Origin of the sequence: Methanothermobacter tenebrarum (assembly GCF_003264935.1) — an archaeon.
In the GTDB taxonomy this organism is placed as follows: domain Archaea; phylum Methanobacteriota; class Methanobacteria; order Methanobacteriales; family DSM-23052; genus Methanothermobacter_A; species Methanothermobacter_A tenebrarum_A.
Genome location: NZ_QLOE01000002.1, coordinates 24837 through 43498, shown reverse-complemented (window position 1 = coordinate 43498; position 18662 = coordinate 24837). Strand labels below are relative to the sequence as shown.

Here is an 18662-nt window from a genome sequence, read left to right as displayed (position 1 = left end):
TTATTTCACCTTGGGGATGAATTTTTTCATGGTTTCTGCCCAACCCTTTGGGCCGGCCTCTTTTGCATAGTAGAGGTTTTTCACATTTACTTGGGCCCATTGGCCATTGTATCCTTTTACTAGTGCTGGGATGTCCACGGCTTTTAGGAGTGGTTCATCTGTATATGAGTCTCCTATGCCTATTGTTTTAATTTTTTCATGTTCTTCCTTGTAGAATTTTGTGAGGATTTTTATGGCTTTGCCTTTATCAGCTCCTTTGCCGAAGACGTGTATGAATCTGCCCCCTATTTGGACGTTGAATTTTCTTTTTAGTTTCTCTAATCCTTCCTCGTCGTATTCTATGATGGTTTCGCTGAATTCTCTGTTCTTGGCGAGTTTGGCATCATGGATGCTTAGTCCTGTAATCTCTGCGATTTCTTCTGGGGTCATGTCCTGGTAGCCTATTATCTTATATCCTTTTTTTTGCAGCTTCTGGATTTCCTTGATTATATTTTCAAGTTTTGTGCCTAGAACAATAATCTCATAATTGTTTATTGGTTTACCTTTTGTTTCTTTGAAGTATCCTTTGGGGATGTAGATCGCCGATCCATCCTCTACTATGAATGGGTGGTATATTCCCATCTTTTCCCTTATTTTCTCCTGTTCTCTCCTGGTTTTAGCTGAACAAAAAATAATGGGTATTTCAGCCTCTTTTAGTTCTCTGAGAACTTTTTCGGCTTCGCTGTAGGAATATTCCTTGTTTAATAGTGTGTTGTCCAAGTCTGTGAAGATGATATATAAGATATTGTTCACCTCAATTCCATGAAAATATCAGATTCCCTCTTTACAGAATTTATAAAATGTTTGGCGTTAATGTCCCTGATTGGGGGTATTATAATATTCTTTGGTGGTTTATCATCCTCTAGGATGTTTTTGTCTTTTAATTCTTTTACTATTTTTTCTTGTATGTCCTTGTTGGATAGTCTACTATGGTATATAGTGGATAATGAACTGAGTATCATATCATTGACGTGTTCTTCGCCTTTGTTTTCATGCATATGCGAGCTTAAAGTTTCTATCTGGAACACTTCGACCCCATCCTTAAGATTTAGGCCATCCGCGGATTCTAGCATGTGGATCAACTGGTAGGGTTCGAAGGAATAACCAGGGGCATATGCTAATCTTTCGGCTAGTTCCATGCTCATGGCATGCTCTCCTGCATTTCCAGTCTTTATAATCTTAGTTTCATGCCCTAATCGGCTGCTTAGAAGTAAATTCATGTACTTGTTCGTAATCCTTGAGACACGACCCCATTTTTCAAGATGTAATCTATTACCTGCAGCCTTCGGTTTATACCTCCATAATAGCCTAACCATCGAATAGGGCGTCTTTGACATTGCTATTCCAACTGCAAAATCTAGAACATACTCATAGATTGATGTGGGCATATAATTGTCAGCATCAACAAAACCAACATATTTTCTTCCAAGGCATTTGTTTATTAAAAGGCCGATGATTAGACCTTCGCCTTTACCATCCCTTACTATCCCATTATCAAGTATATTTGTATACCCCATATCTTCTAATATTGACCCGATACTAGGGTCTCTTTGATGCGCGAAGATTATAGGATCCCCTGCTATGTTGTGGAAATCCTCCACAACTTTCATTTCTTCTTCGCATTTTTCTTTGTCACTATTTGAAACCACTATTATATGACAATCAGCAGGTATTGAACGGATCACACTATCAAATAATCTTATATTTTCATTTTTGATAGGTACTATAATAGAGAAATCTTCGAGGATATGCTTAAGACTCTCCTTTGGAAAATTAAGAGCAGATAAACTTGAACTCTTAGATTCTAATTTGATTATACTCTGTGGATAATATACCCTAATAGGGCCTATGTCTTCAACGCCTTTAGGCGCCTCGACAAGCATGATAATCTCTCCTTTTTGAAATTTATTGTTAGAGGGATAGTATAAAATTTTCCCAAAAAATGAGGATTTACAATATAAGAGCTTCTGATTTATATGTTTATCCGCAAGGAATGGCGATGGTAGCCTATGCCAAGTATGAAGTTATTTTTCTTGGGGGGTGTGTCTAAAATATTGGTGAAGTGGGGGCTCCCAATATTTGAAGGGGGTTTTATGGCCAGGTTACTATGGGTGGGATTTCGACTTTTTTTATTCTGTTTTTTATTGGTTTGGGCCAGTTATTGGTTTCGAAGCCTTTTTGGGCTAGGAATCCGAACACCCATCTTGTGAGGCCTATGCCTGTGCATCCTGTCCATATTTTCTCTCCATGGGCTTCTTTTATTGAGAATCCTTCTATGAAGTGTGTTCCGTGCACATTAGCTGATATGACAGCCACTCCTTTTTCTTCTCCTGGTAGTGTTATTCGCATTTCGTATTTTGGTATGTCTGGGAATTCTATGCCCCTTTCTTCTATTTTCCGGCCTTCTAGGTAGAATGGGTCGTCTCCTATTTCGGTGTACCATTCTAGTTCGAGTTCATCTGATAGTTTCTGTGATAATTCAACGGTTTTGTTTCTTATTTTTTCTGTTTGTTCTGGTGTTCCAAGCCAGACTAGTTCTATTCGTTGGAATTCGTGGACTCTGTCTAGTCCTTTAGCGCCTCCGGCTTCCCATCGGTAGGTCCATCCGCTGCGGTCATAGAATTTTATTGGCAAATCCTCTTTTTTTACTATTTCATGTGATAGGAACTGGTAGAAAGGTTCGCATTGTGCAGGTGCGATAACATACCCCGGATTTTTTAATCCTTCCTTAAGCAAGTCTATGGGTATCTCTTTTTTTATTATGAGCTCCTTTTTGAACTTTTCGAAAGTTTCAGGGTCTCTTCGTGGTGCGTTGCAATAGTACATGCCCTCTGGTAGTCCTTCAAGGTATCTCATTTTTTGCATTATGGGTAGTGGTATGAGTTTTGGGAATAGGCATTCTTGGAATTTTAGCGGTTTGACGATCTTTTGGATTACAAGTTCTTCGAGGGCCCTGTGTAGGGCTGTGATGGGTGGTGTGTAGAACCATTGCCCCCTTCCCGGGAATTTTTTAACCCATCCACGCCTTATAGCCTCCTCTGTTGGGTCTCCGGAGAATAATGGTTTGTATGGTCTGCTTTTAGCCACTATTTCCCCTGGTTTTGCCTTTGTAATCTTCACTGTTAAATCTTCTTCAAATTCCAAGAGATTTTGGACTTGTTTAACCACACGGTCAATAACGTGTCTTCTAAGCTCTTTTTCATCTAATGGTTTGAAATGGATTTTTAGCGTGTCTTCTTCGATTTTTAAAGTGTCTACAAAGGGTAATTCTTTGATCTCATCTAATTTTTCCTCTGGGATGTCTCTGGGTATTTTTGTGTTGAAAGTGTAATCGTCAACAACCATTTTACGGATCCCAATATGATATTTTGGTCCTAGTAGTTGGGTTAATGGCTTTTTGAGTCTTAAGAGTCCGTCATGGGCTCTTACCCTCCTACCTGATATTATTGTCAGTTGGATTTCTTTGTCCTTGATCTTCCATTGGGTTATCTTTGAGGCGTCTTTTTCTTCTTTTGAACCCCTTAACAGGAGATCTTTATTGGCTTTTTCTATGAATTCTTCTATTTCTTCCATTGCAGGTGATACCTTTTTATTGAAGATTATTCTCCCTTTGAGTTTAAATTTCATTTAATCACCATATTTTCGATTATCATCTCAGAGACTAGTAGGTCGTCTATACTCTGACGTATACTACCTATGGATTCCCCTTCTAACTTGAATATTATACTCTTACCTATTATCTCACTATCTATGAAACCTCGATTGTCTGGTTCAAGTGCCTTGAAAGTTATCCAAGCAGTTTCAGTGTCTTTGTAATCTAATCTGATTTTTGCTTTTATCATCATATTTTGCACACATCCCCCACGCCCATAAGGTTTGATAATCTTTCCCACTAGTTTTTTTATCTCATAATTTTTTTGGGCTGCAATATACTTTGGTATTTTTCAAAACTTTTTGCAACCTAAAAATTATTTTAAGTGATATAGGATAAAAGTTTATTAAAGGAGTTGGAGAAATTCACATAAGGTAAATTTTTTATCTTCATAAGATATAAGGGAGGATTATTATGGTTCGTGCATATACTAGACGTGAGTATATTAAGAAGATTCCTGGAGTAAAGATAGTCCAATATGATATGGGCAATTTGTCAGGTTCTTTCCCATTATCTTTAAGTTTGGCCGTTAAAGCTCCTGCCCAGATCACACATAACGCCCTTGAGGCGGCTAGGATAGCCTCGAACAGGTACATGCAGAGAAAGGCTGGTAGAATGGGCTACCATCTGAAGATTAGAGTCTACCCGCACCATATCATAAGGGAAAATCCAATGGCCACAGGCGCCGGGGCCGACCGTGTGCAGGATGGTATGAGAAAGGCCTTCGGCAAACCAGTGAGTTCTGTTGCACTAGTCAAGAAAAACCAGAGAATAATAACAATCGAAACCAATAAGAGGAATTTCAAGAACGCCAAGGAAGCTCTTAGGAGAGCTGCGATGAAATTCCCAGTCCCATGCAAGATAATAATCGACCGAGGAGAAGAACTTATCAAATAAAACCCCCTCAAAATCCTTTTTTAGTGATAATATGAAGTTCGTGGCATTTTTCGAGGAACTCACCAAGGATGACGTGCCTATAGCTGGAGGTAAAGGGGCTAACCTTGGTGAACTAACCCGTGCAGGCATACCAGTACCTCCAGGTTTTGTTGTGACATCCAAGACCTATGACAAGTTCATGAAAGACACTGGCCTATTCCCAGAGGTTATGGGCTTACTTGAGGACTTAGACGTTAATGATACAAAGGAACTTCAGAGAGTCTCCAAGCAAATAAAAGATATTATAGTATCTACCGAGGTGCCTGAGGACATTCAAACCATCATAATAGAATCCTATAATGCTCTATGTCAGCGCATAGGCCGAGAGGACGTGTATGTTGCTGTACGTTCATCCGCAACAGCAGAAGACTTGCCAGAAGCATCATTCGCCGGCCAACAAGAGACCTTCCTCAACATAAAAGGGGCCGAGGATGTGCTAAAACATGTCCAAGAGTGTTGGGCTTCACTATTCGAGGCAAGAGCGATATTCTACAGGGAACAGAACAACTTCGACCATGCAAAGGTCTCCATAGCAGTGGTTGTCCAGGAGATGGTGAACGCGGAAAAGGCTGGTGTAATGTTCACAGCACACCCCTCAACGGGCGAGGACATCCTATTAATAGAGGCTTCATGGGGCTTGGGAGAGGCTGTGGTCTCTGGGGCTGTAACCCCAGACACTTATTCAGTTGATAAAGCCACAGGGAAACTCTTAAACTTCAAAATCGGTGAAAAGAATGTAATGTTCAAAAGAGAAGATGGCGAGACAGTTAAAGTCCCGGTACCGGATGATATGAGGGAGAAGAGAGTTTTATCAGATGAGGAGATAGCGAAACTTGCAGACCTTGGAAGGAAAATCCATGAACATTATAAGTTCCCTCAAGATACAGAATGGGCAATAGAAGAAGGAAAAGTATACATGTTACAGTCAAGGCCTGTTACAACATTAACAGAGATTAAAGTCCCGGAAGAAAAAGAAGAAGAGGAGAAAGAGATCATATTAAAGGGTTTAGGTGCTAGTCCAGGTCTTGCTTCGGGTAAAGTTAAAATAATAAAGGATATAGATGAACTTGACAAAATACAGACAGGAGACATACTCGTAACTGTGATGACCACACCAGACATGGTACCTGCGATGAAGAGGGCAAGTGGAATCCTAACAGATGAAGGAGGCGTCACATGTCATGCCTCCATAGTATCAAGGGAGCTTGGCATACCATGTATAGTAGGAACTGGTGATGCAACCCGTAAACTAAAAGACAACCAAGTTGTAACCATGGATGGTACAAAAGGCATAGTATACAAGGGTGAGATCGCAGCACCCAAAGAAAAGGAGGAAAAAGTGACAGAGGAAATTCCACCAGAGGCCCCATTACTCACTGTTACAGAGGTCAAGGTTAATGTGAGCATGCCAGAGGCTGCTAGGAAAGCAGCAGCTACCGGAGCTGATGGGGTAGGACTCCTAAGAACTGAACACATGATGTTAACACCCGGAGTCCACCCAAAGAAGTTTATAAAGGATGGGAAGGAAGAAGAATTAGTTAAAATATTAGTTGAGAATATTATGAAGGTTGCGGACGCATTCTATCCTAAACCTGTATGGTATAGGACATTAGATGCTCCCACAGATGAATTCAAAACATTGAAAGGCGGGGAAGACGAACCATACGAACACAATCCAATGTTAGGCTGGAGAGGTATCAGAAGAGAACTTGATGAGCCTGAAATCCTAAAAGCCGAGTTCAAAGCCATTAAAAGGTTGCAAGAGAAAGGATACAACAACATTGGTATAATGATACCCCTTGTACAGCATCCAGATGAGTTAAGGAAAGCCAAGGAGATTGCAGAAGAAGTTGGCCTCAAACCACACAAGGATGTTGAATTTGGTATAATGGTTGAGACTCCAGCCGCCGCATTAATAATCGAAGATTTCATAGATGTTGGGATAGACTTTGTAAGTTTCGGTACAAACGATTTAACACAATACACACTTGCAATTGATAGGAACAATGAACTAGTCGCCGATCTTTACACAGAAGGACACCCAGCAGTCATGAAACTCATAGAAAGGGTTATAAGAAAGTGTAGGGAAGCCGGTGTCAAGACAAGCATATGTGGCCAAGCAGGGAGCATACCATGGATAGTTGAAAGACTAGTCGAACTTGGAATCGACAGCGTATCGGCTAATACAGATGCAGTTGGAGAAGTCCGAAGGACAGTTGCAAGAGTAGAGCAAAAAATCATGTTAAAAGCGGCGAGAAAACTACTAGGATAAAACATTTTCCTATTTTTTCTTTGGGTTATAGAAATGGACTTCAAAGGCCTCTCTAGGGATAAAATTTTAAAACTTTTAAAAAAGGTTAAAGAGGAAGACTTAACCTACGATTCAGGTAGGATACTCGGTTCAATGTGTACTAGTCCCCATCCTATTGCAAAGGAAGTTTTCTGCGAATTCATAGAGTCTAACCTTGGAGACCCTGGCCTTTTTAAAGGTACAAGGGCTCTTGAAAATGATGTGATAAAAATGATTGGGGAGCTCCTCGGCGACCCTAATGTGGTGGGGCATGTGGTAACTGGGGGTACAGAGGCTAATTTGATGGCAATGCGTGCCGCCCGTAATATTAAAGGTCTTGTGAAGCCGGAGATAATAGTTCCCAAGTCGGCTCATTTTTCTTTTAAAAAGGCTGCTGAGATTTTAAGGTTAAATTTGAAGGAAGCCGCGCTCGGCCCTGATTATAGGGTGGATATTGATTCTGTTGGGGAGCTCCTATCATCCAATACAGTTGCTATTGTAGGCATCGCCGGGACTACTGAACTTGGACTTGTGGATCCCATACCAGAACTTTCAAGATTATGTGAGGATGAAGGGGTATATTTACACGTTGACGCGGCCCTTGGAGGATTCATAATACCCTTCCTGAAAGAGGCTGGTTATGATATTCCTGATTTCGATTTTAGGCTGAAAGGTGTTACTTCTGTTACTATAGATCCTCATAAGATGGGTTTAGCCCCTATACCAAGTGGTTGTATAGTCTTCAGGGGACGGGAGTATCTTGATTCTATGAGTATCGAGACACCATATCTTACAGAGAAGCAGCAATCAACTATAGTAGGGACTCGTAGTGGGGCTTCAGCAGCCGCAACATGGGCTATAATGAAATATATGGGACGGGAAGGATATATAAGGGTTGTTAAGGATTCTATGAAGATAACACATTTTTTAGCCCGTGAACTTAAAAGGTGTGGGTTCGAGCTTGTAACAGAACCCCAGTTAAATATTGTAGCTTTTAATTCGCCTGACATGCCCCCTGAGGCTCTTGCACATCAACTTGGATTAAAAGGTTGGTCTGTGTCCATTTCATCGTATCCCCCAGCTGTGAGGATAGTTTTAATGCCCCATATCAAAAAAGAACATATAGAAGCTTTCATGGAGGATCTTACAAGGATATGATGGAGATAAGAGTACCATCCACACCAAACAAGTTGAAATCTTTAAAAATTGGTGATAGGATCCTATTAAAGGGTAAGATTTATACTGGCAGGGATGCTGTTTTGCCAAGGCTAGTGGATGCTGTGAAATCTGGCAGGTCACCAGTAGATTTGAGGGGCGCGGCTATAATGCACACAGGTGTAAGCGATGCTGGTATCGCCCCAACGAGCAGTAACAAGAAGGATATCGAAGAAAGCATCCCATTTTTAGCATCTGCGGGTGTTCTCATACATATAGGGAAGGGAGCCCTCAAAGAGGAGACTATAGACGCATTAGATGAAGCTGGTGCGATATTTGTGGTCACGCCTCCTGTGGCGGCTTTGCTTACGAGCAGAGTAAAGTCAAAGAAAATTATCGCATATAAGGAGGAGGGTATGGAAGCACTCTATGAGTTAGAAGTTGAGGGATTCCCGGGTATAGTCGCGGCAGCCCATGGGAAATCCATCATTTGAGGTTTATAGTCTTTGATGGTTTCCCGAATGCAAGATCCCCAGCATCGCCGAGACCCGGTACAATGTAACCTGAATTGTCAAGTTCTTCTTCGATGGAACAAGTGTAAACTTCTATATCAAATCTTTTTATCCTTTCAAGTCCTGCTTTTGCTGATATTATGTTAAATATTACAAGTCTTTTAATGGGGAAAGACTTTAGCCTTTCTAGTATTTGTTCCATGGTGTTCCCTGTTGCTAGCATCGGATCTGCTATTATCACTATCTTGCCATGAACTTCTGGTATTTTGAAATAGTCAATGTGAACCTTGAATGGGCTTTTGTCTTCTCTCCATGCTCCGATTATCCCATGTTGGGCTTCTGGGAACACTTTCATTATACCATAACTGAATGGTAATGATGCTCGCAAAACACTTATGATTGTTATCTCATCTGTAATTCTCGGGGCCTCAGCAACTCCCAGTGGGGTTTGAACTCTAGTTTTTTCATAGGATAGTGTGTTAGCGAACTCATATGCCATATAACGTCCAATATCGGTTAAACCATGCCTGAAATGTGCCGGGTCGATCCCTTTGCGGCGTATCCTCCCAAGTTTTTCTTGGACTATAAGATTATCAACTAGCTTTATCATCTTTCACCCCCCCATCCACTATTTTTTTACCCTCCTTTGAGGGTATTATCCTTATTTTAGGGTTTTCGAATTCTTTTTCTAATTCTTTCCCCTCGAAAAACATGTGAAGAAATACTGCAAGTGCGGAGACTTCTGAGTGCGGCTGGTTTGTGACTGCCACATTAAAATCAGCTATCTTGAAGATCTCCCCAGGCACCCTAGGCCCCCCGACAATTATTAATTTTTCATTCTTACTTTCTTTGATCTTTTTTATAATATCCTGTATGGGTATACCATACATTGTAAGGTGTATTATTTCACCTTTCCATTCCTTTAGGATTTTCTTCCAATCTTTTTGATATGATACTTTAAATGGTCCACCCCATCTTTCGGTAACGTCATTAACATTCTCTATGAGTTTATCGTCCTGTTCCCCACTAATGATAACCTCTGAAGCGCCGAACGCCCTCGCAGCTAAACATACGTGGGTTGTGATCCTGGCATCCCTGGCTTTCCTGTGACCTAATCTTAAAACTTTTATCATCATCTATTTTTCACCTACTCCCAAGTACTAATATGATTAGTGTTAGCATCCTGTTGAATTCGTTGGATGCGCCGAGAACGTCTCCTGTTGTATATTTGAAGTTCTTTCTTGCAACTGTTCCGATGAATAGGCCCCCGATTATACTTGCAAGTATTCCTATCATGCCTTGATATTTGAGTAGTGAAAATCCAATGATAAATGATAGGATGGATGATGCTATGAATTTTTTTTTGTCCATTTCTATTATGAAGTGGCGTCCTATCCCCTCATTGAGTGGCTTTGATATGATGCATGAACTTACAAGGCCCATCTTGGCGCCTACTTCCCCGATTATTATCATTTGGAGTAGTTGGCCTGGGAGTATTGAATAGAGGCATGTGAATGTTGTGATGGCGATGATAAAGAATAAACTGAGCCCTCCGGTTCCTATGCGTTCGTCCTTCATTATCTTGATCTTATCTTCTGGGCTTCCATGGGCCATTAGGGCGTCGCCCATGTCTATGAGTCCGTCTAGATGGTGGAAGCCTGTAAACCAGATTAGGAATCCATATGTTAGACTGGCTATTATGATGGGTGGCATTCCTAGTAGTTGTAGTAGGGTTGCGAAGATTCCTCCGGTGAGGCCTATGATGGCTCCCATGATTGGGAATAACCATGTGTATTTTGCGATCCTTGGTATGCTAATATGTGTTTTTAGTGGTAGTATTGTTAGGAAGGATAGGAGGCCTATTATTTCACGTAGCATGGTTATCATTCTTCGAAGATTTTTGACATGGATCCTGCGATGAGACCTGCGATAACATCATCTGTCATTGGACCTAATCTACTTATTATACCTGGTTTTTCTTCATCGTAACGTTTAAAGTTGAATATTGCCTTTGTACCTGCAATTTGGTTGGCAACCGCCATCCCCAGGACTTCATCAGCGTAAAGGTGGGCTGGATCATCATCTATGTTCACGTTTTTTATCCTATGATATTGGAGGTCTTCTTCAGCTCTTATCGCAGCTAATATTAAGCTTATAACGTTGATGTCAGACAATGATTTGATCAATTGCCTTTTGAGTTTTTCTTTTAGCTTATTGTCTATTTCAACTCCTATGCAGAGTTTGAGACCGGCTTCTACGAGCTCGTCTAATAGTATGCCCTTTTCTCTTAGCTGATCGAGTATACTTATATTATTATCTTTTAGTGTTTCAAGGAGGCTTGTTTTTATGCAATTTTTTAATTTTTTGGTGTTGCAGTTTCCTGGTTGACCTTCTCTACTTATTATGAGGATGGTTTTGGATTTGTAGAATCTGGTTAAGGGTCCTAGTATTTTGTCCTTGGTTTCTACTACTATCTTAAGATATGATAAAAGTTCTTCTAGGCTTTTGTTATCGTCTATGAATATTATAAGGTCTAGTAGTGAATTTCCAATTCCTATACTGCAAGTTATGTTTTCAAAGTCTTTTAGGAGGAGTTTAAAATTATCTGCGGATGCTCCCATATCATTGCTTGGGTATGTTATCTTTTTTGTTTCATGGAAGCCGCTTTTTGTCTCGCATACTTCTAGTGTCTTTAGTCCATGGCTGTTTTTTATGGTTAGCTTGTTCTTGTTGTATTGGATGCTAGTTTCGCCTTTTACGATTTGCATTGAGGATCACCAAATGTTTTATTTAGTCATCTTCACATATCTAAACTTTGGTGATATTATGAAGGTGCATCTTAGGGTGTTTATTGAAGTTGAAAACCTTGGCAAGGTTATAAATATACTTGCAGAGGAGGGTGTCACAGGATTTTATTTAGTGGAATATAAAGGTATTTCCCCTAGTGAGTGGAGTGGGTTCATTGTTAGGGAGGATCCGGAATCCGCCATATCACTTATAAGGAATCATGCAAGGGATGCTATACTTCTCTGTTCTGTGGTTGATGAGGAACAAGTAGAGAATATAATAGAAAGATTCAAGGATGAACTTTCTGATAAACGTTACACCCTTTTAGAAGTTCCTGTAAAACGCATAATCGTGAATTCACCACCATAACTGATCCTCAATGGTAGTGGTTGTAGACCCCCAATTAGCTGGTGTTGCTGGTAACATGATCGTAGGGGCTCTCATAGGCTTGGGAGCCCACCCAGACGAGGTTGTAGAGGTTATGGAGGCCGCAGCATCCTATTTTGGCGGTGTTGATGTTAAAGTTTCTGATGTTAAAAGGGCTGGTATAAAAGCCACCTATGTTGAAGTGAAAAAAGCTTCCATGCCAAATTTTAAGTATCCTGAGTTCTTGGAAAGAATTGAAAGCATTGACCATCCACTCATAGATGATAATGTAATATCATTTTCTAGGGCAGTATTCCATACCATAGCACAAGCCGAGGCGAAAATCCATGGAGAATCCCTAGATGATATACACTTTCATGAAGTTGGAGCATCAGATGCTGTTGCAGACGTTTTCGGGGCGGCATTCGCATATTTCAGCTTAGGATTTGACAAGGAGAAAGTTTATTCACTCCCGGTAGCATTAGGGGGAGGTTCAACCACCTCAGCCCATGGCAGGATCCCAATACCCGCCCCAGCAACCCTTGAGATCCTTAGAGGGGTTCCAATCCACGGAGGACTTGTTGAAATGGAACTTGCAACACCTACAGGTGCAGCATTACTCGTTAACATAGTAGATGAATTCAAGAACTTCCTTCCACCCATCAGGGTGGTTGAGATCGGATATGGCGCGGGTAAAATGGATCCAGACTTCCCCAATATACTCAGGATAATAAAGGGCACAAAGAGCCTAGAAGAGGATAAAATAGTATTATTCGAGACAAACTTGGACCATTTAAGCGGTGAAATAATAGGAAACCTTTTCGATGATCTAATAGGAGAAGGAGCCCTTGATGTGACAATCACACCCATACTAATGAAAAAAAACAGACCAGGCCACCTCTTGAGGGTCATATCCAAACCAGAAGACCAAGAAAATATCCTAAGGAGAATATTCAAGGAAACAGGAACCCTTGGCATCAGAATATTCCCACAAGTACACAGAACAATACTAAAAAGGGATAAAATACCATTTAAAGTTAATATCAAAGGCGAATGGACAGCAAACTTCAAAGTAGCCTTCCTAGATTCTGAAATAATAAGCGCACGTATAGAATACGAAGATGCGAAAAAGATATCATCAAAAACTGGACTCCCTCTACGTGAAGTCATGGAAATGGCAGAAGAACAATTCAAAAATAGGAGATGGTGAACCAAATTGAAGGCTATCAGCATACTTTCAGGAGGCCTTGACTCGACCGTGGCCACAGTAAAATTCGCTGAAAAGTATGACATACATGCCATAACCTTTGATTATGGTCAGAGAAGTGCTATGATGGAAATAGAAGCCTCCAAGATTATAAGCAAAACATATGGTTTCAAACATCATGTTATTAAACTTCCTTGGCTTGGAAAACTTGGAGGTTCAGCCCTCACAACAAAAAATAGAATACCAAAACCCACAATGGATGAATTAGAATCTGATGTTGCCAAGGAAACCGCTAGGATGGTTTGGGTTCCAGGTCGCAATCTTGTTTTCACTTCCATTGGAGCGGCATATGCAGATGCGATAGATGCAAGGGCCATCATAGTCGGCTGGGACAAGGAGGAAGCAAGGACTTTCCCTGATAATTCCTGGAGATTCCTAAGAGCGTTCAACAAGCTCCTTGAAGTGGGTGTTCTTGCAGATGTTAAGGTAGAGGCGCCCTTGATAAATTATACTAAAAAGGAGATAGTAGAGGAGGGTCATAGGCTTAAAGCACCCCTAGAGGTCACATATTCTTGTTATGAGGGTGGGAGGTTGCATTGTGGCCTATGTGAATCTTGTATGAGGAGAAAAAGGGCTTTTAAATTTGCTGGAATAGAGGATCCTACAGTCTATAAATTTTGATTATTTTATCACCATGAGTATGTCCCCTGCTTCCACTTTCTCCCCCTCTTGGGTGTATATTTTCTCCACAACCCCAGAATGTGGTGCTTGTATGTCGTTTTCCATTTTCATGGCCTCTATTACCGCTACAACGTCTCCTTCTTCTACTATGTCACCCTCTTTAACTTTTAGTTTCACTATCATCCCCTGCATGGTGGACTCCACAGCACCTTCCACTGGTTCTTCTGGCTTTTTCGGTTTTTCTTCAATAGTCAAATAACCTGTAGGTATCACTTTGACTTCGAATTCGTCCCCGTCTACTTCTACAAGGTACTGGGTTGGAACAGCCTCGGCAAGTCCAGGCACGGCCTCTTTTGGCGGCTTTAGTGGCTCTTCTTCGATTTCTCCTCTGAGGAATTTTGGTGCTATCGTTGGGTAAAGTGCGAATGTTAAGATGTCTTCTTCTTTCCGGATTATCCCAAGTTTTTCTCCTTCTCTCTTGTACTTTTCGAATTGGGGTTCTAGTATGTCGGCTGGTCTGCAGTCTATAGGTTTCTGGTCTCCTATTATCTTGGCGGCTACTTCTGGGTTTAAAGGCGCTGGCGGCCTCCCATAGAGGCCCCTGAAGTAGTCTTTGACTTCGTTTGACACCATCTTGTATCTTTCACCTGAAAGCACGTTCATAACAGCTTGTATTCCAACGATTTGACTTGTAGGTGTTACCAAGGGAGGGTATCCCATGTCTTTCCTCACCCTTGGCATTTCTTTCAGGACGTCATCATAACGGTCGAGGGCATCCTGTTCTTTGAGTTGGGCTACTAGATTTGATAGCATTCCCCCGGGTATCTGGTAGATTAGGACATCTGTATCTATACGTTCTGCTATTGGGTCTAGTATGGACTTGTACTTTTCCCGGATTTCCTCGAAATATTTTTTTATTTGGGTTAATTTTTTGAGGTCGAGACCAGTATCATATGGTGTATCCTTGAGGGCGGCTACCACGCTCTCGGTTGGAGGTTGTGAAGCACCCCATGATAAGGGTGATATTGCAGTGTCTAGTATGTCAACACCGGCCTGGCACGCGGCATAATAACTCATGGGGGTCATTCCACTCGTACAATGACAGTGGAGGTTCACTAAAAGGTCTGTCTCCTCCTTAAGTGCTTTAACAAGCTCATAAGCATCATGCGGTGATATTAGGCCAGCCATGTCCTTTATAGCGACTGAATCACATTCTAGAGCCTCGAGTTCCTTGGCAAATTCCACATACTTGTCGAGGGTATGGTATGGGCTTATTGTATAACAGATGGTGCCCTGGACGTGGGCCCCCTGGTCCTTAGCCACCTTAATAGCATATTCCATGTTCCTTATATCGTTTAGGGCGTCGAATATCCTGAAGATGTCAACACCGTTCTCGTAGGCTTTTTCAACAAACTTTTTAACTATGTCATCAGGGTAGTGCTTATATCCTACAAGGTTCTGTCCCCTTAAAAGCATCTGTATAGGGGTTTTCTTGACCTTTTCATCTAATTTTCTTAGACGCTCCCATGGGTCTTCGTTAAGGTACCTTATACAAGTATCGAATGTTGCACCACCCCATGCCTCTAATGAAAAAAAGCCCACTTTATCCATATCTTCGGCTATGGGTAACATATCTCGTGTCCGCATACGGGTTGCAAGGAGTGATTGATGCGCATCTCTGAATGCTGTTTCAACAATTTTTATCCTTTTCATGCTGACCCTCACGGTGATTGATCATCTCTATATACAATAGTAAAAACTGACTTAAATACTTCAACAAAGAAAAAGGAAGCCTACTCATAATATAACAAAATCATATTATTACTATGGGAAGGTTCTCATAGTAGGATAATACACTACCACTCGAGCCATAGTAAAATATTTTTAAGCTCACTTTTTTGCAATATTTTCTAATCTTTGAGGGTTATGGTTATATTATAGTAAAATCTTAAGGGATTATAATTCAAAGACCAGAGGAGAATCAAAGATGGCAAAGATAATTATAGATTATGACAAATGTGATGCATGTGGAGAATGTGCCGATTTATGCCCAATGGAGATACTCATAATAGTTGATGACAAACTAGAGGTCCAAAATCCTGAAGACTGCAATGAATGTGAGGTGTGCATGGATGTATGCCCAAATGAAGCCATAAAAGTAGAACCAGAATAAAAAAACCCCACACAATGAATATCCTGTGAGGGGGGGTTAAAATTTCTAACATTCCCCCATTGACCCTACTGGAGGGTGTTCATTCCATGGAATTTGGAAAGATTGAAAGACCCACTATTGGAAGGTTCGTTGATGTTGAATTCTTCCGCATGATCCGCTTCCTACCAATGGAAATGTTAGGTGAAAGAGTGGATGGCCTAATATACAATGGTGCGAAAACCGCAACCACTGACATGGAAATAGATTTAGATGAGATAGTCGCTTTTTTCAAGGAAAAAAAGATAGGCAGGGTAAAGATCTTGAGCACGGACCCTTTAAGGGTTAAAGTGGACGAATGCGTCACTTGTTCAGGACACCCAAAGGTTGGAAGGCCACTGTGCCATTTTGAAGGCGGCCTATTAGCGGGTTTGCTCGGATCAGCCCTAGGAGATGATATAGACCTTAAAGAAGTGAAGTGTTGGGGTCTTGGAGACAGAACCTGCCTTTTTGAGGAAATATAAAATTCATCTTTCAATTTCCCCGCTGATGAACTTATCAACCAGCTTGGCTGCTTTCTCGTCAGGATATTGTATTGGCGGATGTTTCATTGTATAGGCTGATATGGATGTCAAGGGGCCTGCAATTCCCCTTTTGAGCGCTAGTTTACAACATCTTATAGCGTCTATGACACAACCTGCAGAATTGGGCGAATCTTCGACACTAAGGCGGACTTCAAGATTCATGGGAACGTCACCAAAGATCCTCCCCTCCATTCTAAGGTAACAGACTTTGTTGTCTTTTTGCCATGCTACATAATCGCTTGGACCTATATGTATGTTCTCTGGGTCTAGTCTTTCATCGCCTAGGATGGATTGTACAGCCTCTGTCTTTGATTTTTTCTTTGAATGGAGCCTGTCCCGGTTTAGCATGTTTAGGAAGTCAGTGTTTCCACCGGTGTTTAGTTGGTAGGTTCTATCTAATCTAACACCCCTGTTTTTGAATAATTGTGTTAGCGTCCTATGTGTTATAGTGGCCCCTATCTGGGCCTTTATATCATCTCCTATTAAGGGCAGACCCGCCTTTTCGAAACGGGATGCCCATTTTGGGTTGCTTGCTATGAATACTGGTATGTTATTTATGAAGGCTGTGCCGGCTTCGAGTGCACATTTAGCATAATAGCGTGTGGCCTTCTCTGAACCAACTGGCAGGTAATTTAGGAGTATTTCCGCGCCACTGTCCTCTAGGACCTCCACAACATCCACCGGTTCTTCATCTGCAACTGAGAATGTGTATTTTTCATCATATTCTTTCATGTGGGATGCTACACCATCGAGGACTGGGCCCATTGCGACTTCAACGTCCATCCAGGGTATGTTTTCACAGAATATTTTTGTGCAATTTGGGGGGGCGAATATTGCCTCGCTCAGGTCTTTCCCCACTTTTCTCTTGTCAATATCAAATGCTGCGACAACTTCTATATCCTCTGGTTTGTAACCGTCTATATCCCAATGCATTAATCCTATGGCATCCTCTTCATTTTTTCCCGTGTAATAGTATATTCCTTGGATTAAGGAACTTGCGCAATTCCCCACGCCTATGATAGCGATTTTTATTTTACCCAATTAGAACACCCTTCCAGTATTCCAGTTTATTGTGATGAGAAGGTTAGAATGATCAACTACTATAATCATGCTTATCCAGATTATTAAATCTTTCGCTTTTCAAGAGTTATGGTTTGGTTCTTTGATCCATCTCAGAGCCTCTAGTACAGTAGAAGTTTCTTGAAATCCCAATGCCTAGGGTGGATGCTACTAGGCATGTGGGGCATAGGCATCCTTTTTCATCTTTTATACACTTTGATTCTCCTAGGATGCAGAATAGTTTCTCATCGCATTCCTTATAGGATGGACATGATGGGCATGCGCAATCCTCTGACAACCTTTTAACTTCTTCTTGCATTTCTATTTTATCCATTGCCATTATCCTTGTATATTCTTCTTGGAAGCGGTCCATGATATCCCCCAAAGATGGTTATATTGTTACTCTGAGGAATAGGAATATTAACCAGAATATCATTAGGGTTCTGCTGGTCCAAATTGGCATCTTACCCCGGATTATTTGCCTGTTGAATTTCCAGGTTAGGATTATCGTCACCAGTAATATAATGTTTTGGACGTTAGCAAGTATGTTAAGAGGGTTTTGGATGTAGTGGAATCCCCACATTATCGTTGTTAGTATGATACCCGCCCAGTTGATTTTTATAAGATTCTTGTTATCTGTGAAGTTTAGGGATATGAATGTGCCCATTGCTAATATGATCCTAGGAATTGTAGGAACGATTCAAGTATTGGTATGTTGAAGATGCTTGCTTTTAATATTGGTAGGAGTATGATTGCTTTGAGGGCTTCGTCAGCTGGGAAGGCCTCTATATCACCGACTGCGAGGGAATATTTGCCTTTATTTTGTTCGTTGAATACTATTATATAATATTTCCCAGGTGGGAGGGTTTCATTGAATTCGGGCCCTTTAAGATAGTAGTCACCCCCGAACTCTTCGAAGTAGGGTTCCCAGTCTCCTGGGCCCAATTCTTTTATGGTTTTGCCTTTATAGTCGGTTATCCTAGCATATACGAGTTGGTCGGCCCCTGGATTATCTGGTACTAGGATGTTGACGTATAATCTGAACTTTTTGGGGGATTCTATCATGTAGTAGACTGGTTCGCCTTGTAATTGGCCATAGAATGCTTGTGAGATTTCTGGTTTTTCTATGATTATAGGATTGTTTATTGGGGCTGTTGATGGTGCGAGTCGTGGTTGATGGGCGACTACAACACCTACGAGGCAGATAACAGCCAATACGAGGAATAAGATTTTGGTTTTCACGGA

General features: G+C 41.2%; 22 protein-coding genes. 9 read left to right on the top strand and 13 right to left on the bottom strand.

The features are described from left to right. From DPC56_RS01670 to DPC56_RS01655, 4 genes are all read right to left on the bottom strand, one after another. Positions 1-792 (bottom strand): HAD-IIB family hydrolase, encoded by a 792-nt coding sequence (locus tag DPC56_RS01670; protein ID WP_245923825.1) that lies wholly within the window; start codon positions 790-792, stop codon positions 1-3. Next, entirely contained in the window at positions 789-1922 is a 1134-nt protein-coding gene (mpgS, locus tag DPC56_RS01665) for a mannosyl-3-phosphoglycerate synthase (protein WP_112093343.1), read from the bottom strand. Before mpgS ends, DPC56_RS01670 begins: the two co-directional genes overlap by 4 nt. A gap of 208 nt (positions 1923-2130) precedes the next feature. Next, complete coding sequence (gene serS / locus DPC56_RS01660) at positions 2131-3666, bottom strand: serine--tRNA ligase (RefSeq protein ID WP_112093342.1); 1536 nt, start codon at positions 3664-3666, stop codon at positions 2131-2133. Then, entirely contained in the window at positions 3663-3884 is a 222-nt protein-coding gene (locus DPC56_RS01655; RefSeq protein ID WP_112093341.1) for a KEOPS complex subunit Pcc1, read from the bottom strand. Before DPC56_RS01655 ends, serS begins: the two co-directional genes overlap by 4 nt. Before the next feature lie 221 nt (positions 3885-4105). Between DPC56_RS01655 and rplJ the strand changes: the two genes are divergently transcribed. Genes rplJ through DPC56_RS01635 form a run of 4 tightly spaced genes read left to right on the top strand, consistent with a single transcriptional unit; the run spans position 4106 to position 8566 of the window. Beyond that, entirely contained in the window at positions 4106-4588 is a 483-nt protein-coding gene (gene rplJ, locus DPC56_RS01650; protein ID WP_112093340.1) for a 50S ribosomal protein L16, read from the top strand. A gap of 31 nt (positions 4589-4619) precedes the next feature. Beyond that, the gene (gene ppsA, locus DPC56_RS01645; protein WP_112093339.1) at positions 4620-6899 is read left to right on the top strand and encodes a phosphoenolpyruvate synthase; all 2280 of its coding nucleotides are present in this window, start codon (positions 4620-4622) and stop codon (positions 6897-6899) included. 33 nt (positions 6900-6932) lie between these two features. Continuing rightward, on the top strand, positions 6933-8075 hold the full coding sequence (gene mfnA / locus DPC56_RS01640; RefSeq protein ID WP_112093338.1) for a tyrosine decarboxylase MfnA: 1143 nt from the start codon (positions 6933-6935) through the stop codon (positions 8073-8075). Continuing rightward, positions 8072-8566 (top strand): fumarate hydratase C-terminal domain-containing protein, encoded by a 495-nt coding sequence (locus tag DPC56_RS01635; protein ID WP_112093337.1) that lies wholly within the window; start codon positions 8072-8074, stop codon positions 8564-8566. Before mfnA ends, DPC56_RS01635 begins: the two co-directional genes overlap by 4 nt. Here DPC56_RS01635 and upp read toward each other — a convergent pair. From upp to DPC56_RS01615, 4 genes are read right to left on the bottom strand one after another with little or no spacing between them, the layout of a single operon-like run. After that, positions 8559-9194: a uracil phosphoribosyltransferase gene (gene upp, locus DPC56_RS01630; RefSeq protein WP_112093336.1), complete on the bottom strand. Its 636-nt coding sequence runs from the start codon at positions 9192-9194 to the stop codon at positions 8559-8561. The genes DPC56_RS01635 and upp overlap by 8 nt on opposite strands. Then, a complete protein-coding gene (locus DPC56_RS01625) occupies positions 9178-9720 on the bottom strand; it encodes a tRNA (cytidine(56)-2'-O)-methyltransferase (RefSeq protein WP_181454357.1) in 543 nt (180 codons plus the stop codon). Before DPC56_RS01625 ends, upp begins: the two co-directional genes overlap by 17 nt. Before the next feature lie 7 nt (positions 9721-9727). Further along, on the bottom strand, positions 9728-10471 hold the full coding sequence (gene cobS, locus DPC56_RS01620; RefSeq protein WP_112093335.1) for an adenosylcobinamide-GDP ribazoletransferase: 744 nt from the start codon (positions 10469-10471) through the stop codon (positions 9728-9730). Then, a complete protein-coding gene (locus DPC56_RS01615; protein WP_112093334.1) occupies positions 10468-11352 on the bottom strand; it encodes a phosphatidylglycerophosphatase A in 885 nt (294 codons plus the stop codon). Before DPC56_RS01615 ends, cobS begins: the two co-directional genes overlap by 4 nt. Before the next feature lie 58 nt (positions 11353-11410). Between DPC56_RS01615 and DPC56_RS01610 the strand changes: the two genes are divergently transcribed. From DPC56_RS01610 to queC, 3 genes are read left to right on the top strand one after another with little or no spacing between them, the layout of a single operon-like run. Further along, complete coding sequence (locus DPC56_RS01610) at positions 11411-11740, top strand: MJ1244 family protein (RefSeq protein ID WP_112093333.1); 330 nt, start codon at positions 11411-11413, stop codon at positions 11738-11740. Between the two features lie 10 nt (positions 11741-11750). Further along, positions 11751-12947: a nickel pincer cofactor biosynthesis protein LarC gene (gene larC, locus DPC56_RS01605; RefSeq protein WP_112093332.1), complete on the top strand. Its 1197-nt coding sequence runs from the start codon at positions 11751-11753 to the stop codon at positions 12945-12947. Positions 12948-12953: 6 nt separating this feature from the next. Further along, positions 12954-13625, top strand: a complete 672-nt coding sequence (gene queC, locus DPC56_RS01600) for a 7-cyano-7-deazaguanine synthase QueC (RefSeq protein ID WP_112093331.1) — start codon at positions 12954-12956, stop codon at positions 13623-13625. Here the strand turns inward: queC and oadA are convergent, their stop codons facing one another. After that, positions 13626-15338: a sodium-extruding oxaloacetate decarboxylase subunit alpha gene (gene oadA, locus DPC56_RS01595; RefSeq protein ID WP_112093330.1), complete on the bottom strand. Its 1713-nt coding sequence runs from the start codon at positions 15336-15338 to the stop codon at positions 13626-13628. 274 nt (positions 15339-15612) lie between these two features. Here oadA and DPC56_RS01590 point away from each other — a divergent pair, with 274 nt between their 5' ends. Further along, positions 15613-15798, top strand: a complete 186-nt coding sequence (locus DPC56_RS01590) for an ATP-binding protein (RefSeq protein ID WP_112093329.1) — start codon at positions 15613-15615, stop codon at positions 15796-15798. An 86-nt stretch (positions 15799-15884) separates the two neighbouring features. Further along, positions 15885-16298: a V4R domain-containing protein gene (locus tag DPC56_RS01585; RefSeq protein ID WP_112093328.1), complete on the top strand. Its 414-nt coding sequence runs from the start codon at positions 15885-15887 to the stop codon at positions 16296-16298. A 3-nt stretch (positions 16299-16301) separates the two neighbouring features. Here DPC56_RS01585 and DPC56_RS01580 read toward each other — a convergent pair whose 3' ends face one another. The 4 genes from DPC56_RS01580 to DPC56_RS01565 all read right to left on the bottom strand — a co-directional run bounded on the left by DPC56_RS01580 (position 16302) and on the right by DPC56_RS01565 (position 18659). Further along, on the bottom strand, positions 16302-17399 hold the full coding sequence (locus DPC56_RS01580) for an inositol-3-phosphate synthase (RefSeq protein ID WP_112093327.1): 1098 nt from the start codon (positions 17397-17399) through the stop codon (positions 16302-16304). A 106-nt stretch (positions 17400-17505) separates the two neighbouring features. Next, positions 17506-17790, bottom strand: coding sequence for a DUF2769 domain-containing protein (locus DPC56_RS01575; protein WP_112093326.1), 285 nt, complete (start codon positions 17788-17790; stop codon positions 17506-17508). 18 nt (positions 17791-17808) lie between these two features. Continuing rightward, positions 17809-18084: a hypothetical protein gene (locus DPC56_RS01570; RefSeq protein WP_112093325.1), complete on the bottom strand. Its 276-nt coding sequence runs from the start codon at positions 18082-18084 to the stop codon at positions 17809-17811. Between the two features lie 2 nt (positions 18085-18086). Then, positions 18087-18659, bottom strand: a complete 573-nt coding sequence (locus DPC56_RS01565; RefSeq protein ID WP_112093324.1) for a hypothetical protein — start codon at positions 18657-18659, stop codon at positions 18087-18089. Between the last annotated feature and the right edge of the window lie 3 nt (positions 18660-18662).

Coding starts and splice junctions, on each gene's coding strand:
- oadA (WP_112093330.1), bottom strand. CDS start 15,338: ATGAAAAGGATAAAAATTGTTGAAACAGCATTCAGAGATGCGCATCAA.
- mpgS (WP_112093343.1), bottom strand. CDS start 1,922: ATGCTTGTCGAGGCGCCTAAAGGCGTTGAAGACATAGGCCCTATTAGG.
- DPC56_RS01610 (WP_112093333.1), top strand. CDS start 11,411: ATGAAGGTGCATCTTAGGGTGTTTATTGAAGTTGAAAACCTTGGCAAG.
- upp (WP_112093336.1), bottom strand. CDS start 9,194: ATGATAAAGCTAGTTGATAATCTTATAGTCCAAGAAAAACTTGGGAGG.
- rplJ (WP_112093340.1), top strand. CDS start 4,106: ATGGTTCGTGCATATACTAGACGTGAGTATATTAAGAAGATTCCTGGA.
- DPC56_RS01625 (WP_181454357.1), bottom strand. CDS start 9,720: ATGATGATAAAAGTTTTAAGATTAGGTCACAGGAAAGCCAGGGATGCC.
- DPC56_RS01590 (WP_112093329.1), top strand. CDS start 15,613: ATGGCAAAGATAATTATAGATTATGACAAATGTGATGCATGTGGAGAA.
- serS (WP_112093342.1), bottom strand. CDS start 3,666: ATGAAATTTAAACTCAAAGGGAGAATAATCTTCAATAAAAAGGTATCA.
- ppsA (WP_112093339.1), top strand. CDS start 4,620: ATGAAGTTCGTGGCATTTTTCGAGGAACTCACCAAGGATGACGTGCCT.
- larC (WP_112093332.1), top strand. CDS start 11,751: ATGGTAGTGGTTGTAGACCCCCAATTAGCTGGTGTTGCTGGTAACATG.
- mfnA (WP_112093338.1), top strand. CDS start 6,933: ATGGACTTCAAAGGCCTCTCTAGGGATAAAATTTTAAAACTTTTAAAA.
- DPC56_RS01570 (WP_112093325.1), bottom strand. CDS start 18,084: ATGGGCACATTCATATCCCTAAACTTCACAGATAACAAGAATCTTATA.
- DPC56_RS01635 (WP_112093337.1), top strand. CDS start 8,072: ATGATGGAGATAAGAGTACCATCCACACCAAACAAGTTGAAATCTTTA.
- cobS (WP_112093335.1), bottom strand. CDS start 10,471: ATGATAACCATGCTACGTGAAATAATAGGCCTCCTATCCTTCCTAACA.
- DPC56_RS01585 (WP_112093328.1), top strand. CDS start 15,885: ATGGAATTTGGAAAGATTGAAAGACCCACTATTGGAAGGTTCGTTGAT.
- DPC56_RS01575 (WP_112093326.1), bottom strand. CDS start 17,790: ATGGACCGCTTCCAAGAAGAATATACAAGGATAATGGCAATGGATAAA.
- DPC56_RS01655 (WP_112093341.1), bottom strand. CDS start 3,884: ATGATGATAAAAGCAAAAATCAGATTAGATTACAAAGACACTGAAACT.
- DPC56_RS01615 (WP_112093334.1), bottom strand. CDS start 11,352: ATGCAAATCGTAAAAGGCGAAACTAGCATCCAATACAACAAGAACAAG.